This is a genomic window from Sphingobacteriales bacterium (assembly GCA_016719635.1).
In the GTDB taxonomy this organism is placed as follows: domain Bacteria; phylum Bacteroidota; class Bacteroidia; order Chitinophagales; family JADIYW01; genus JADJSS01.
Genome location: JADJYT010000003.1, coordinates 73403 through 89125 on the forward strand (window position 1 = coordinate 73403; position 15723 = coordinate 89125).

The 15723-nt window shown below is 43.1% G+C and carries 20 protein-coding genes and 1 tRNA gene; 11 read left to right on the plus strand and 10 right to left on the minus strand.

Annotated features, from left to right (window positions below; all coding sequences use genetic code 11):
• Window positions 1-172: 172 nt before the first annotated feature.
• From IPM95_07045 to IPM95_07085, 9 genes are all read left to right on the plus strand, one after another.
• On the plus strand, window positions 173-526 hold the full coding sequence (locus tag IPM95_07045; protein MBK9329060.1) for a hypothetical protein: 354 nt from the start codon (window positions 173-175) through the stop codon (window positions 524-526).
• A gap of 11 nt (window positions 527-537) precedes the next feature.
• Window positions 538-837, plus strand: coding sequence for a hypothetical protein (locus tag IPM95_07050; GenBank protein ID MBK9329061.1), 300 nt, complete (start codon window positions 538-540; stop codon window positions 835-837).
• 4 nt (window positions 838-841) lie between these two features.
• The gene (locus tag IPM95_07055) at window positions 842-1135 is read left to right on the plus strand and encodes a BrnT family toxin (GenBank protein ID MBK9329062.1); all 294 of its coding nucleotides are present in this window, start codon (window positions 842-844) and stop codon (window positions 1133-1135) included.
• A gap of 242 nt (window positions 1136-1377) precedes the next feature.
• Complete coding sequence (locus tag IPM95_07060) at window positions 1378-1521, plus strand: hypothetical protein (protein ID MBK9329063.1); 144 nt, start codon at window positions 1378-1380, stop codon at window positions 1519-1521.
• A 242-nt stretch (window positions 1522-1763) separates the two neighbouring features.
• Window positions 1764-1922, plus strand: coding sequence for a hypothetical protein (locus IPM95_07065; protein MBK9329064.1), 159 nt, complete (start codon window positions 1764-1766; stop codon window positions 1920-1922).
• A 258-nt stretch (window positions 1923-2180) separates the two neighbouring features.
• On the plus strand, window positions 2181-2357 hold the full coding sequence (locus IPM95_07070) for a hypothetical protein (GenBank protein ID MBK9329065.1): 177 nt from the start codon (window positions 2181-2183) through the stop codon (window positions 2355-2357).
• A gap of 11 nt (window positions 2358-2368) precedes the next feature.
• Window positions 2369-2566: a hypothetical protein gene (locus IPM95_07075; GenBank protein MBK9329066.1), complete on the plus strand. Its 198-nt coding sequence runs from the start codon at window positions 2369-2371 to the stop codon at window positions 2564-2566.
• A 134-nt stretch (window positions 2567-2700) separates the two neighbouring features.
• Window positions 2701-2898, plus strand: coding sequence for a hypothetical protein (locus IPM95_07080; protein MBK9329067.1), 198 nt, complete (start codon window positions 2701-2703; stop codon window positions 2896-2898).
• 67 nt (window positions 2899-2965) lie between these two features.
• Window positions 2966-3169, plus strand: a complete 204-nt coding sequence (locus IPM95_07085; protein MBK9329068.1) for a type II toxin-antitoxin system YafQ family toxin — start codon at window positions 2966-2968, stop codon at window positions 3167-3169.
• 162 nt (window positions 3170-3331) lie between these two features.
• Here the strand turns inward: IPM95_07085 and IPM95_07090 are convergent, their stop codons facing one another.
• The 9 genes from IPM95_07090 to IPM95_07130 all read right to left on the minus strand — a co-directional run bounded on the left by IPM95_07090 (window position 3332) and on the right by IPM95_07130 (window position 13298).
• A complete protein-coding gene (locus IPM95_07090) occupies window positions 3332-3757 on the minus strand; it encodes a site-specific integrase (GenBank protein ID MBK9329069.1) in 426 nt (141 codons plus the stop codon).
• A gap of 9 nt (window positions 3758-3766) precedes the next feature.
• The gene (locus IPM95_07095; protein MBK9329070.1) at window positions 3767-4417 is read right to left on the minus strand and encodes a phage integrase SAM-like domain-containing protein; all 651 of its coding nucleotides are present in this window, start codon (window positions 4415-4417) and stop codon (window positions 3767-3769) included.
• 73 nt (window positions 4418-4490) lie between these two features.
• Window positions 4491-4575 (minus strand) — tRNA-Ser (locus tag IPM95_07100).
• A gap of 127 nt (window positions 4576-4702) precedes the next feature.
• The gene (locus IPM95_07105) at window positions 4703-5962 is read right to left on the minus strand and encodes a methionine adenosyltransferase (GenBank protein MBK9329071.1); all 1260 of its coding nucleotides are present in this window, start codon (window positions 5960-5962) and stop codon (window positions 4703-4705) included.
• 115 nt (window positions 5963-6077) lie between these two features.
• Window positions 6078-6704: a fumarylacetoacetate hydrolase family protein gene (locus IPM95_07110; protein MBK9329072.1), complete on the minus strand. Its 627-nt coding sequence runs from the start codon at window positions 6702-6704 to the stop codon at window positions 6078-6080.
• A 48-nt stretch (window positions 6705-6752) separates the two neighbouring features.
• The gene (locus tag IPM95_07115; protein MBK9329073.1) at window positions 6753-7319 is read right to left on the minus strand and encodes an aminoacyl-tRNA hydrolase; all 567 of its coding nucleotides are present in this window, start codon (window positions 7317-7319) and stop codon (window positions 6753-6755) included.
• 78 nt (window positions 7320-7397) lie between these two features.
• Complete coding sequence (locus IPM95_07120) at window positions 7398-11480, minus strand: PKD domain-containing protein (protein MBK9329074.1); 4083 nt, start codon at window positions 11478-11480, stop codon at window positions 7398-7400.
• A 261-nt stretch (window positions 11481-11741) separates the two neighbouring features.
• Window positions 11742-12341 (minus strand): 50S ribosomal protein L25, encoded by a 600-nt coding sequence (locus tag IPM95_07125; GenBank protein ID MBK9329075.1) that lies wholly within the window; start codon window positions 12339-12341, stop codon window positions 11742-11744.
• Between the two features lie 6 nt (window positions 12342-12347).
• On the minus strand, window positions 12348-13298 hold the full coding sequence (locus IPM95_07130) for a ribose-phosphate pyrophosphokinase (GenBank protein MBK9329076.1): 951 nt from the start codon (window positions 13296-13298) through the stop codon (window positions 12348-12350).
• A 310-nt stretch (window positions 13299-13608) separates the two neighbouring features.
• On the opposite strand from IPM95_07130, the gene IPM95_07135 reads away from it, so the two are divergent.
• Together IPM95_07135 and IPM95_07140 are read left to right on the plus strand one after the other, a co-directional pair.
• Window positions 13609-13824 (plus strand): VOC family protein, encoded by a 216-nt coding sequence (locus IPM95_07135; GenBank protein ID MBK9329077.1) that lies wholly within the window; start codon window positions 13609-13611, stop codon window positions 13822-13824.
• Complete coding sequence (locus tag IPM95_07140) at window positions 13802-14248, plus strand: SRPBCC domain-containing protein (GenBank protein ID MBK9329078.1); 447 nt, start codon at window positions 13802-13804, stop codon at window positions 14246-14248. The genes IPM95_07135 and IPM95_07140 overlap by 23 nt, the downstream gene beginning before the upstream one ends.
• Before the next feature lie 68 nt (window positions 14249-14316).
• On the opposite strand, the gene IPM95_07145 is transcribed toward IPM95_07140, so the two are convergent.
• Window positions 14317-15657, minus strand: a complete 1341-nt coding sequence (locus tag IPM95_07145; GenBank protein MBK9329079.1) for a caspase family protein — start codon at window positions 15655-15657, stop codon at window positions 14317-14319.
• Window positions 15658-15723 lie beyond the last annotated feature (66 nt).

Below are 15723 nucleotides of genomic sequence, written 5' to 3' on the forward strand. Positions count from 1 at the left end.
CCGCGGTAGATGTTTAACGCAACAAGATTTTTAAGGCAAAAAACGCAGCCCCAGCCGTCACAAAGGCACCCGCTACGGAAATGATTAAGGAAACCGCCGGCGGCGGGCAACGACCATTCAGGGATGAACGTAACCAAAGCCGCGGATTAGTAAGAGCATAAAAAATATAGATATGAAAGCATTAAAATACTTAGGAATAGGATTAGCAATAATAGTTGTTGTTTACGTCCTTAAAGAATTGTTACAAAAAAGCGCAAAAACAAGCATTGATTTAAGCGGTTTTGATAAGGATAAAAAAAGCGTGATGATAACCGTTAAGACAAACGGCGAAAACCCTAAAAATTATGTTGTATTATTTTCCCAGGCTACCAAAACAACGTTACAATGCAACGATTTCCGCCTGGAAGTTGGAGCATTAGGCGAAATTATGGTATTCCGGGTATTGGATCAGAATAACCGCGAAGTAGCCGTAAAATGGTTCCAATTCAGCAAACCCGAAATACTCACCATTTATTCAGAAAATTAAAATTTACAACCATGATACAATTATCATTATTCGACAAAAAAAAGAAACGCAAAGCAGCCCCGAAAAAGAGAGCGGCAGCCAAAAAACGCACCGTTAAAAAAGCGGCACCGAAAAAAGCGACAGCAAAAAAACGCACCGTAAAAAAAGCCGGTACCGCGCTGCAAAAAAAGGTAAAAGTACAGGCGAAAAAAATCAAAACGCTTAAGAAAAAACTAACTAAAGAAACCCGGAAAGAAAAAGTACTAAAGAAAAAAGTATCTAAAGTCCGCCGGATCACAAAGCCGCGCAAACGCCGGGCAGCAAAAAAATAGGATTATGAAAAAGATTAAATTTCAATGGGATATTGGAAATAAATTCAAAAGTGTTATAAAACATGGCATCACTAATATTGAAGCCGAAAGTATGTTTTATGATGAAAATTTGGTAATTTTTTCAGATGAAAAACACAGTAATACAGAAATTCGTTATATTTGTATTGGAAAAAGTATTTTTGATAGAATTTTATTTTCATCATTCACTTTTAGAAATTCAAAAATCAGGGTAATAGGAACACGCCCGGCAAATAAGAAAAATAAAGCAAATTATTATGACTACCAAACCCGTAAATAAGTTGTTTTTTGTAAAAGAATTACCGGCAAATCAGGAAATTGATGTTTCTAAATTAAAACGATTGACAAAAGCCCAGGCCAACAAATTGCTTAATAAAGCGATGGCAAAAAAGAAAAGTTAAAATATCCCATTGAAATTAGAATTTATTTATTTCAATATAAACCCGCGCCGATCGGCGCGGGTTTTCCGTTTCAGTCCAAAATAAAGTTGATTTTTGTAACGAAAATATTTACCTTTGCTATATGAGAAAGAATACAACAGTTTCCGTTAGCGCAGCTAAAAAAATAACAGCTAAAAGGAGTACGCCAAAGGCGAGCGTAAAGAAGTTTGTGTCTGATTTCTACACCAAACACGGCAAGGTTATGACCAAATTAGCCCATGAGTAGTGTACGTAAAGTAAGTATAAAAGAGTTTTAACTCCTTTTGCTTTTTGCCCAAAAAAGCCATATTTCAAATAATGAACCCATACCGGAAATGAGTTTTGAGAATGAAGAACAGGTGAAAAAATGTTTGGTTACTCCGTTCCAGACGTTTTTTATGATTGAACTATACCCAACCTTTACAGACAAAGCAGTTATTTTTTTTATTTGCTCACAAGAGCCATGCCCTCATTAATGGCAACAAAAGAATGGCAATATTGACTTTAGCCTACTTTTACCAAAAGAACAGGCGAAAACTAAGCCTTTCCGATGATGACATGTACAAAATGGCTATAAAAACAGCCAAAAGCACCGATAAAGACTATTGCCTGGAATACCTGAAAACGGTATTGTCTAAAAAAAAATAGCCCTACCCCTTGACATTTGGCATTATTGTTGTTATGTTTGTGGTGCGAAATTAGTTCATTATGAAAAATCAAAATTTATTAACAATAAGCCGTGCGAGCGTTTTAGAAACGCAACCTTCCTTAAATGGACTGATTTCGCAGCGCACGGTGCTTTCAAATTTCAAATTATGCGAAATCAGAAAAAACAACCGGCAAAGAAAGCGCAAGACGCAAGTAATGCCACCAAAAAAAATCAACCTTATTTTATTGTAACCACAAATGGCACTACCTAAAGAAGATTCTATTTCTGAGGTAAAGCTACAAAGGTGGCGAAAAAAGCCAAACTACAACAATTTTTTTGAACAAATCCATTACGATGAACTTGTATTGCACAAAGAAGAAATTCCGGCACTCATTGAACAATTACAAAATTTTCAAACAATCATTAACGCTTAAAATTTAATAAAATGAAAAATTACACCTTATTAAAAATCGAAAAAAATGAAATAGTTGATAGTTTTAGAAATTCCGTATCTTACAAAATCACGGCATCAACAGAAAAAAAACAAACTGAAATATCTGAAGATAATAATTCAGTTTCTTTAGAAATATCTCATGATTCTTTAAGAGAATTAGCACAGATAATGGCCCGTATGATTGTTTGATTTTTTTCTGTCAAATCTTCGGATATTTCATCCGTAAATCAATAATTTCTGAAACGGAAAACCCGCGCCGATCGGCGCGGGTTTTCCGTTTCATTTTTTTTTGTTCAATTCAATAAAAATTTTTATTTTTGAGCATGAGTATGATTTATGCATCAATAGACACCAAAACTAAAGATGGGCGCGCCTTAGCGGCATATCTTGAAAATTTAGCCATTGTGCAGGTATATAAAGAGCCGAACGAACGCACATTAAAATCAATGAAAGCGGCTAAGAGCGGACGTACAAAAGAAGTAAAAAACGTAAAAAGCTGGTTTGAAAAACTGATTAGCTGATGTATAAAATAAGCACAACTAATGAGTTTGAAAAAGATGTGAAAATCTGCAAAAAGCGAGGGTATAAATGCCATTGCTTTTAACTGCCATTGAAAAACTGCAAACAGACGGCAAGCTGCCGGCCAACTACAAACCCCACAAACTAACCGGCAATTATAAAGGATTTTGGGAATGCCACATACGCCCCGACTGGCTCCTTATATGGCTGCAAAACGACACCAAAAAGGAAATAACCCTAACCAATACCGGCACCCATTCCGATTTATTTTAAAAAAGCGCGGGTTTTCCGTTTCAGTCCAAAAACTTTTGGACTATATCCAAAATAAAAAACAGGTTTTGGACTGTGTAAATTGTTATTTTTCAACGAATTATCTAAAATAGTCCAAAAGTCCAATAAAAAACACGAAAAAACCAACACATACATACACATACATTACAATACAGGGTACTTCTTTTTCAAATCTTCACTTTGCAGCACCCCCAAATTTTGCAAATAAATCTGTACCATATCCAAACTGTGATGCCGTAACTGATTTTGAATATCCCGGATATTTAACCCGGCCTGAACACATTTTACAACCCCGGTATGTTTCCAGGAATAGAACGAATACCGCCCGGTTATTTTCAACCGCTGCAAATAGGTACAATGATTATCATAAATCCAACGTATGCTTACATGATCCGGCCCCGGTCGCCCCGATTTGCTCACCAAATAATAATTATTCGGAAAATTCCGGATAAATTCCAATTCTTTCGCGAATTTATCGGGTATGGCTACTTTTTGGGTTTTCTTATTTTTGGAAATATCCGCCCGGATTTCAATAAATGAATATTCCAGGTTAATATCAGATATTTTCAAAAACCGGATTTAACCGGGCCGGATGAAACAGTAAAAGAGCAATTGAACGCATAACCACAATTGCGGGTTTTCCTGTCTGATCTCATTTTTAAGGGTTAAAATCTGTTTATCCGTAAAATATTGCAATGAAACCGGATTGCGCTTTATTCCCGGCACTTTCTCCACCGGATTGAATGTACAGTACCCTAATTTTAAAGCCTTGTTATAAAGCGTATAAAGGGTATTGCGGTATTTTGAAATAGTATTAGGATTGGTGCCGTTTTTATATAGCCAGTAAATAAAATCGTTCACCGTTTCCGCCGTCGCGATATTATCCGGTTTTCCCTTTAGGAATTTCAGCCAATAGGTAATTACTGTTTGATAGGCCGATACGGTTTTAAAACGATATTGCACCGACGACACCGCCAATGCTTTTTTTAAGATACTTTCCCGCTCCAATACCGGCACATCCGCATTTAATGTTTTGATAAACTGATCTGCCAGCAGCAAACGTTCATCAACGGTGGTACCCTTATTGATATTGCCATAAAGCCGGACGCGCTTTTTATCATTACCGTTGTGGGTAAAGATGTAAGCATCAAAATACCAGCGTTTGGAAATATCCAGTGAGGTGGGTTTTAGCTGGATAGAAAAAAATTTTTTTTCTTGTATTGTGTTCATAAAAATGAATGATACAATACAAGTACAAAATGATACAATGTATATAACTAATAATCAATTAGTTATAAAAGAGCAGAGAGAGAGGGATTCGAACCCCCGGACCTGTAACAGTCAACGGTTTTCAAGACCGCCGCATTCGACCGCTCTGCCATCTCTCTGTATCACTGCAAAATTATCCGTTTCCATTTAATTCCGCAATTCGGAGTGCAAATATACAACAGAATTTTCAAAATAAAAAAGATGCCTGCACGAAACAGGCATCTTTTCTATTTATCGATGGTTATACTACAGTTTAAACGCTTTTTTCACCGCATCTACCGCATTCAGGTCTTCCCACGGGAATAACTTCACTTTCACCTTGATTTCATTTTCCTTTCCTTTGTTGAACACCTTTGTCACTTCTTCGCTTTTTCTGCCCATGTGGCCGTAAGCCGCCGTTTCCAGATAAATCGGTGTTCTAAGATTGAATCGTTTTTCAATAAAGTAGGGACGCATATCAAACTCCGGCAGTTTGGAGATGATTTTAGCGATTTCTCCGTCCGTCATGATGACTTTTGCCGTTCCGAATGTATTCACATACAAACCTACCGGTTGCGCCACACCAATGGCATACGCTACCTGTACCAGCGCTTCATCGCAAACGCCGGCAGCCACCAGGTGTTTAGCAATATGGCGTGTGGCATATGCCGCACTTCTGTCCACCTTGCTCGGGTCTTTGCCGGAGAAAGCACCACCGCCGTGTGCACCTTTACCGCCGTAAGTATCCACAATGATTTTTCTGCCTGTCAGACCGGTATCGCCGTGTGGTCCGCCGATAACGAATTTTCCGGTTGGATTCACATGGTATTTAATCTTATCATTGAATAAAGCCTGTACGCGTTTCGGCAATTTCTTCATCACACGCGGTACTAGGATTTTAATCACATCCTCCTTGATCTGTTTCAGCATCACCGCCTCTTTCGCAAAGTCGTCGTGCTGTGTGGAGATGACAATAGCATCAATTTTCACCGGTTTATTGTAATCATCGTATTCAATCGTCACCTGAGATTTTGCGTCCGGGCGCAGGTATTTCATAACCTTTTGTTCTCTGCGGATTGCCGCCAGTTCCCGCAGCAACAGATGCGCTAACTCTAGTGGCAACGGCATGAATGTATCTGTTTCACGGCAGGCATAGCCAAACATCATTCCCTGGTCTCCGGCGCCCTGGTCTTCCGGTTTTTTACGTTCCACTCCCTGGTTGATATCCGGAGACTGTTCGTGAATAGCTGATAAGATGCCACAGGAGTTGGCTTCAAACATATACTCAGACTTGGTATACCCGATTTTCTTGATAACATCCCGGGCAATATCCTGTACATCCAGATAGGCTTTGGATTTTACTTCTCCGGCCAGTACTACCTGTCCGGTAGTCACCAGTGTTTCGCAGGCCACTTTCGACTGCGGGTCATACGCCAAGAAGTTATCTATTAATGCATCGGAAATCTGATCGGCTACTTTGTCCGGATGTCCTTCTGATACGGATTCTGAGGTGAATAAATAAGGCATTTTAAACTCTTTTTTTTATGAATGATAAATGATAAATTTTTAAGAAGGTCAAAAATAACTAAAGTTCCAGTGAAAACAAAATATGCGGTTATTTTTAATCCACAGAACTGGTAGACTATTTAACCTCGCAACGTACCAAAGGAGCATCTCCGGCAAAACCTTCCAGCACATCCCCTATCTGCACCGGACCTACCCCCTGTGGCGTGCCCGTATAAATCAGGTCGCCTTGCTGTAAGGTGAAGAACCCGGATATATAAGCGACAATCTCATCAAAGGAAAAAATCAGCATGGAGGTATCGCCCTGCTGAACAATTTCATTATTCTTTTTAATGGTAAAGGAAATGAGTTGGTCTTGCCTGCCGTCTGACAGGTTCTTGATTATGGGTATGAAATCCCCGATAAACGCGGAGCCGTCAAATCCTTTGGCGATTTCCCAGGGCCAGCCTTTTTTCTTTTGTTCCGCCTGAATGTCGCGCGCGGTAAAATCAAAGCCTAACGTGAACGCATCGTAATAGTTTCGGGCAAACTTTTGATCTATTTTCTTGCCGTTCTTACAAACGCGCAGCACTATCTCCCCTTCATAGTGCACCTCTTTGGAAAAATCGGGATAATAAAACGGTTGTCCGTTTTTCAGCAATGCCGTATGGGGTTTCATAAAAATAACAGGGCTCTCCGGAAAGGCAAAATGTTTCATCTCCGCGATATGCTCCTTATAATTCAATCCGACGCAAAATATTTTCATGGATGATAATTTGTAGTTAGTGTATATAAGTTATTCCCATCTCTCATCTCACTTGTTATTAAAACTATTCATGGTATTCGCCAGGCCGATCGTACAAAAACTTTTGATGATTTCGACTGCCACATTTATTCTTAAGGGTAATTCAACTGCCTGTTCCGGGTTCCATTTCCCCAGCACATGTTCCACCTGTCTGCCTTTTGGAAAATCATTCCCGATGCCGAATTTAAGCCTCGGATAATCCTGTGTCATCAATTCGTCTTCAATTGATTTGAGACCATTGTGGCCGGCGCTGCTTCCTTTGCCGCGCACCCTCAGCGTACCAAACGGCAGGGCTAGATCATCCGAAATGATAAAGATATTTTCTACGGGAATTTTCAATTCATTCATCCAGTACATAACCGCCTTTCCGCTCAGGTTCATGTAGGTGGTTGGCTTGATGATATGCAGCTGTTTCCCTTTGTAAAGCACTATTGCATACATGGCAAGCCTTCCGAGTTCAAATGTTCCGTTAAAATCCTTACAGAACGCATCCGCCGCATCGAAGCCGATATTATGGCGGCTATGCTCATACTCCTTACCGATATTTCCCAGTCCGATGATTAAGAATTTTGACACTATCTTTCGTTTGGACAAAGATATAAAAAAACAACGCACACATGAAAAGTACCTGTATGCGTTGTTTAAAGATAAATCCTATTGAATCAATACTGTCTGTGTAACCATTCCTTCTTCTCCGTAAACAGAAATGAAATACATGCCATTTTCCAGATGATCCGCATTAAAGTGGAGGGTAGAAGTGCCTTTTGAAACATTGAGCGTTTCTTTCCTCAACTCCTGTCCAGCCACATTATACATCGACAGCATATATTGTCCGCTCTTTGCAGCGGTAATCTGTATATCAAACTGGCCTTTGTTTGGATTCGGCAGCACTGCAAACAATACCTGTTGGCTATTCTTCTTTACACCGGATACAATAAAAGGTGCGGATGTTTCAGACACACAATTGTTTGCACTAAATGCCACAACAGTCCAATTTCCGGGTTGTGTAGGCTTAAAGGATGGCGAATCAGTAGAAGATTGCAACACACCGTTCAAATACCACTTATAGGTTATAGCTGAACTTCCTGTGGCAATCAGGGAATCATTTCGGATATCCAGTATTGGTTTTGCCGGTGGCGTTTCTACCGTTAAAACAAGATACACCGAACTGTCGCACCCTAAGCTGGTCTGCAGGTGTACGTTGTAATTGCCCGGGGTCGTAAAGCTTTGATTGCCTATCGTCACACTATCGCCCAGACAAATCATGCGGCTGAATTGTGTGATGGCCGTCGGGTTGACCGTCAGGGTCAGATACACCGAACTGTCGCACCCTAAGCTGGTCTGCAGGTGTACGTTGTAATTGCCCGGGGTCGTAAAGCTTTGATTGCCTATCGTCACACTATCGCCCTGACAAATCGTGCGGCTGAATTGTGTGATGACCGTCGGGTTGACCGTCAGGGTCAGATACACTGAACTGTCGCACCCTAAGCTGGTCTGCAGGTGTACGTTGTAATTGCCCGGGGTCGTAAAGCTTTGATTGCCTATCGTCACACTATCGCCCTGACAAATCGTGCGGCTGAATTGTGTGATGGCCGTCGGGTTGACCGTCAGGGTCAGATACACCGAACTGTCGCACCCTAAGCTGGTCTGCAGGTGTACGTTGTAATTGCCCGGGGTCGTAAAGCTTTGATTGCCTATCGTCACACTATCGCCCTGACAAATCGTGCGGCTGAATTGTGTGATGACCGTCGGGTTGACCGTCAGGGTCAGATACACTGAACTGTCGCACCCTAAGCTGGTCTGCAGGTGTACGTTATAATTGCCCGGGGTCGTAAAGCTTTGATTGCCTATCGTCACACTATCGCCCTGACAAATCGTGCGGCTGAATTGTGTGATGACCGTCGGGTTGACCGTCAGGGTCAGATACACTGAACTGTCGCACCCTAAGCTGGTCTGCAGGTGTACGTTGTAATTGCCCGGGGTCGTAAAGCTTTGATTGCCTATCGTCACACTATCGCCCTGACAAATCGTGCGGCTGAATTGTGTGATGACCGTCGGGTTGACCGTCAGGGTCAGATACACTGAACTGTCGCACCCTAAGCTGGTCTGCAGGTGTACGTTGTAATTGCCCGGGGTCGTAAAGCTTTGATTGCCTATCGTCACACTATCGCCCTGACAAATCGTGCGGCTGAATTGTGTGATGACCGTCGGGTTGACCGTCAGGGTCAGATACACTGAACTGTCGCACCCTAAGCTGGTCTGCAGGTGTACGTTATAATTGCCCGGGGTCGTAAAGCTTTGATTGCCTATCGTCACACTCTCGCCCTGACAAATCGTACGGCTGAATTGTGTGATGGCCGTCGGGTTGACCGTCAGGGTTAGATACACCGAACTGTCACACCCTAAGCTGGTCTGCAGGTGTACGTTGTAATTGCCCGGGGTCGTAAAGGTTTGATTGCCTATCGTCACACTCTCGCCCTGACAAATCGTACGGCTGAATTGTGTGATGGCCGTCGGGTTGACCGTCAGTGTTTTAGAAAATGGAGTACTTCCCACACCTGCTTTATAGGCTGTTAAACTGACCGTATATATACCTGCCGTATTAAACGTCACATCTACTGTAGTTTGAGAGGTTGAAGTAGAGGGGGTTCCTCCGTTTATCGTCCATCTGACAGAATCAGGTGAACCGGTTGAACTATTGGTGAACGTGAGTGAACTGCCTCTGCAAATCACAGAATCATTCATAGAAAACTGTGACACCACTGCCTGGTTGATTTTGATCCATCCGTTATTCAAATCAAAAAATACATTTCCGCTGCCTTTCACTTTTATCCGTGCAGAAGCATTATCTGTAAAGACATTTGGAATGAGAACACTTTCACTGCCGTCATTGGGAGTATTGCCGGCCAATAAATACGGAAAAGTTCGCGCACTGTCCAGCGACAAATAAATATCTACGTTTGCACAGGAAATCGGAGATGCGGTGGTACCTGCCACATCCCAAGCAACCGTCTGATTGGTATTTCCATTAATATTGGAAGCTGACGGGAAACTCGTAACCCTGAATAATGAAGTCGTGATTGTAGATTTCAAGACCAGATTGCCGCTCGGTGCATTGAATCTGCCATACCCGTTGTTGATATCCCGCACGGTACATCGGAATTTTACATCTCTGGTGGTTTCCGGCAATACCTCTCCTTTGTATTTAATTACATTCTTAATCAAACTGTCCCATTTTGGAAAAGTGCGTGTAGGGGAAGCGGTGGGTAAGATTGAACGAAAGATAGGTGCTGTTATAATTCCATTATTATCCCAGCTTCCTTCGGGCCCCAGGTCATATTCTTCCCAGCAGTAGTTGATCGGATCACCATCCGCATCCGTTGCCGCTGCCGTTATTTCAAAGCTTGTTTTATACGGGATATAATAGGTTGCCGTATAATCAATGATTTCAGGAGGTGTATTATTGCTGTTGGTAATCACCGCACAGGCGGTACTGCCGGCGATATAGTTATAGATTTCATTGATACTGGCGCGGTGAAAATAATCATCGGAATGCGGTTGAATGTCATTGGTACCGCATATACCGGCATACGCCATAATGGTGGTTCCGCTTCCCGGTTCGTAAGCAGACGAAGAAGCCCTGTTGCCTCCGCAGGAACCCGTCCCGGCGTTAAACGTATGGTTTGCACCTAACTGATGCCCCATTTCATGTATCACATAATCAATATCGTAAGAGTCTCCAACGGGGTTGGATGAGCCTGTTACGCCTCTGGCCTTATTACCCGTATTACAGACACAACCTAAAAAAGCGACGCCGCCGCCGCCGGTACTGAAGACATGGCCGATATCGTAATTGGCATTACCGATTCTGGCGTCACAAACAGTCTGGTTCTGACCCAGCATGGAGCTTCCATTGGTGTTTGAATAGGTATCACTTGTTATAAAGATTAAGGTGTCATTATTCGGTACGAGATTCATATGGAAAGACAAATCTTTTTCCAACACCCCGTTCACCCTGTTTACGGAAGTCACCATGGCACTCAGAACCCTTGCCTTCGTTGGATTTGGAGATGCCACCGCCGCCGAATACTCGATGGTACAGGCCAGCGCCAGGCGGAACGTTCTGATTTTGCCGTCCGTAACGATGGCATTGTTTGAATTATTGACCAGCCTTTGTCCGTTGGTATTCGATGGATTTAACAGCTGTGACTCATCTGATGCCGGCGTTTCACATACAGAAAACTGGCCGGGCTGACGAACATAATCTTTTTTGTAATAGCAGTTATAAAAACCTGTATTGACATTCGTATAGGGGTCTATAAAGAAGATGCCCTCTTTGCTGAAGACCATCGCATGGAATCCGAATTCCGTATAATCGAGCTTTGCCGTGACAAACGGATCATCCGCCGCTATCGCCTGGTAGGTTTTGATCATCGGGTATTTATCCGCCAGCTCCTTCTCCATCGTAACCCGTTCAAACACCTTGAACGTTCGGTATCCGCCGTCCGGCGTTGGCAGCTGCATAAGTATGGACTGGCCGCTTGCCTCCGAAGGAATCTGAAGCTGGAGGTTTCTGAAGGAAGCGTCATTCAACTGCACCTTATTTGACTGGAGCGGAATGATTTTCTGCTCACCCGGCATATGGAGTCTGCTTGCCGATACATTTAGCCACAGGTTATCCAGGGCAAACGTGTTTAACACACAAATACTACATAGTAACGTCAGTAGTTTATTCATACATGGTCATTTTAAAAAATATATAGTTGTTTATCCGGCTTAACGGCTTATTCTTAATTGCGTTTCATCAGCATTTATCAAAAACAGAGAGATATACAAACGGCTTTTGTAATTTTTGACTAACAAATATAAACATTTATACCTTTCTGTAAAAACTCTTTATACACACAACCCCTGTATTTGATTCACATCAATACGACTGCATTTAAAACACAAAAGACCGGCATTAAGCCGGTCTCTGACAGTTCAGTCAATAGCTGATTATTTTTTCTTAGCTGCCGTTTCTGCTTTGGCAGCGTCTGTAGCGGCACTTTTCAATGCTCTTGTAATCTCAATGGATACCAATGGAATGGACGGTGAGGTCAGGATTTCAAAGCCCTGATCCGGTAAATCCTTCACCTTGAACGACTGCCCCAGTTTCAGCGGCGTAATATCCACCTCAATGGTGTCTTTCATGTTCTCAGGAGCGGATTTCACTTTCACCTTTCTCACTTTCACTAACAACTTACCCCCTTCTTTCACCCCTTGTGAAGTACCTACCACCCTGATAGGAACATCCGCGATTACTTTCACGCCGGGTAGCAGTTTCAGGAAATCAACGTGTCTGATTTCTTCCGTCACCGGATGCGCCTGTACATCTTTCAACAAGGCTTCATGGGTGGTGCCATCGATGTCAACTATGGCTTTGTAGAATTTCGGCGTGTACAGGATTCCTCTCAACTCGCTGATAGTTGATGTGAAGTGTACCACCTCGTTTCCCGCATACATCACGCAGGGAATAAGGCCTGCGGCTCTGTCCGCTTTAGAGGCTGTTTTTCCTACGTTTGTTCTAGCTTTTCCGCTAATGGTAATGGTTTGCATAAAAAATTACTTTTTTTTATTGATGAATAATGAATTAATGGATTTGAATTCGTGTGCATTGCGGATTGCCCTTGCAAACAACGGTGCCACCGACAATACCTTTATTTTGGAAGATACCTGTTTCAACGGGATGGAATCACAGACCACCAGCTCCGTTAAAGCGGAAGCCTCAATTTTTTCATAAGCCTTGCCTGATAAAACCGGATGCGTAATCAGTGCGCGCACGCTCTTCGCTCCTTTTTCGAGCAGCAGATTGGCAGCCGCTGTCAGTGTCCCGCCTGTATCAATGAGGTCATCCGTCAGGATGACATTTTTATCGGTCACATCCCCTATCAGGCTCATGGACTCAATTTCGTTGGCCTTTGAGCGGAACTTATCGCAAATCACCAGGTCTGCGTTGAACTGGCGGGCATAGTTTCTGGCGCGTTTGATACCGCCCACATCGGGGGAAGCAAAGACTAGGTCGTCCAGACCCAATTCCTGTATATAAGGTGTAAAGATGGCATTGGCTTCCAGGTGGTCCACCGGAATATCGAAAAATCCCTGTATCTGCGGAGAATGCAGATCCATAGTCATGATACGCTGCGCCCCTGCCGCCACCAGCATATTGGCCACCAGTTTAGCACCAATGGCTACGCGAGGTTTGTCCTTCCTGTCCTGTCGTGCCAGCCCGAAATACGGCATCACCGCCACCACATAACCTGCTGAGGCTCTTTTCGCTGCATCCAGCAGCAACAACAATTCCATCAGGTTGTCTGCCGGGGCAAACGTACTTTGCATGCAAAACACATAGGAGCCGCGGATACTCTCGGTAATCACCGGTTCAAACTCGCCATCGCTGAACTGCATCACTTCGACGGGTGTTAAATCCTGGCCGTAACTTTCCGCAATCTTATGCGAGAGATACTGGGTGCATCTGCCGGAAATGAGTTTTAAATCGTTAACAACCACGTTAATTTGCTGAATTTGAGGTGCGAAGATACCATTTTTATTACAAATCAAAAAACCGGGGCGGCTTTATTTATAATTTATTAATTCCTTTTCCCGACCTCGAGGGTGGAAAAACACAACCCCGACCTGTCGACCGCAGTATGATAAATTTTTGAATGCAACACACTTAGCAATACCGACACTTTTCATGGATTCATTTAAATCAATAGAAACCGTATTTCGTTCGGTGTAACCTCGAGGGTGTAATAAATAATCCAATATAAAGATTGATAAATCCTGCATTATTCCTTATTTTCAGAAAAGAAAACAGAAAGTTATGACCGAACCTAACTATCCCTGCCTGTGGTTTGACGGACAGGCAATAGAAGCCGCTGATTTTTACTGCTCCCTGTTTAAGAATGCAGCCATCACCGCTGAAACGCCCATGGTCGTGAATTTTGAACTGAACGGTAAAAAACTGATGGCGCTGAACGGTGGTCCGCACTTCAAAACCAACCCTATCCCGACTCATGGAAAACAAACCGAACAATGAAATCGTCAGTGCCAGAATTTTCCGCAGCGACAAAGCCCTGCTGTACAAGGCATGGACAGACCCTGACCATTTGAAAAACTGGTGGGGGCCCAACGGGTTTACCAATACCATACTTCAATACGACCTGCAGGTTGGCGGGAGGTGGATTTTGGTGATGCACGGCCCTGATGGAAGGGAGTATCCGAACGAATCTGTTTTTACCCGGATAGATGACCGGCAACTGATAGCATGGGATCGCATTACCAAACCCCATTTCAAGGTAGTCACCACATTTGAAACACACACCGCCCAGGAGACGAAGGCGGTGTTCCGGATGATTTTCAACGATGCGGAAGAATGCGGGAGACTGTCCGCTTTTATTGCAGAAAAGAATGAAGAGAATTTTGACAGGCTTGAAGCAGAACTAAAAAAAATGACACCCTGAAATTCTTTCTCTGAATTAAAAAAGGGCAGCGTGCGTACGCTGCCCTTTACTATAAACCATATCAATATTTATAAGAACACGGTCGAACCAAGTCCGGTGCTGGATGGTGTCGTTGTGCTGTAACCATCAGGATCGTCTTCGTACTGAGGGTGGTCATCTGGCCTGTGGTGTATATTAATGTATTTAAACGCCTCATACATGGACACATCTCCATCATCATTCAAATCCGCATCTACTGCACCGCTGCCATCCGGTTTGTTGCCTGTTATAGCAGCCATGAAGTGGAAGGTCAGGTCACCGAAATTATATTCCGGTGCATGGGCATGCGTCACTTCAAATTCAGTTCCGGCGGCAATAAGCACCCTGTTCGCACCGCTTAAGTCCCAGACCAGACCACCGCTGAAGCAGGGTTTCAACAGGAATATACCGGTACCAAAGGTCAGTGTATTGATTTTTGCCGCCAGCGAATCATCGGAGAAAGTGGTGGCATCGTTGTAATAATAAATCACTTCATCGGTATTGTGATCTGTTACACCGGCTCTGGTGTCATCGTCGTCTAAATCAGTGATGCCGTACTGGTCACCGGTGGATGTTTCATATCCGCCGCCGTGGTTATTGATGAAGCAGAAAAACTTGGTGGATGCGCCCATTTTACTTCTCAAGTCAGACAGTGCGCTGTTCAGCCCAGCCTTAGTAGCCGGATAGTCTACCGGTGCCTCATCGGCATGGTCATCTGCAACACCTGCCTTATACACTACGATGATATTCTTTTCACTGAACCCAAACTGATTCACCAATATCTTATGCAATGTATAAATGTCATTCCAGTAACGGTGATGTGCATTGCCGGAGTTGATGCCACCGCTGTATAGAAGCGCCACCTTTGTTTGGACCGGAGAAATTATAGATTCACATACAGCAGGGAATCTTCTGCAGAAATCATTTATTACGATGGGACTTCTGAAATAGCTGACACTGTCAATGAAAGTAATTTCAGAAACGCGAATTCCGGCCAGCGAGGGGTCGCCGAAAATAGCTGCTGTTGTAACAAGTGACGGATCAGTGGATTCGAGTAAGTTGCCTTTGATTCTTACTTTTCTGCCGATAAAACCACTATAGTCCGGAACATGTGTAACCACTATGGGTTTGTAAATCCACAGGTATTTGTTTTCGCGTGTGGGACCGTCAACGCCCGCATCTTCCGGATCGTTGTATATTTTCCCAATGCCGCCAACTTCATCGTAATATCCTTCCACTGTAAATTCTGTACCAATCTTGGTACGCCAGTCGGCTGTTTTGATTTCAGAATAGTCGGCAAGTTCAGTACTGTTCTTCTTACACCCGCTGATTAGCGCGACTGCCGTGATGAAGAATAGAAGGAATAAATTCTTTAAATGCATCTTTTTCATAATTTAAGTTTTTTGGGTGATTGAATGGTGTGTATTAAAGTTGATTTTATTTTTTCAGGATAACTA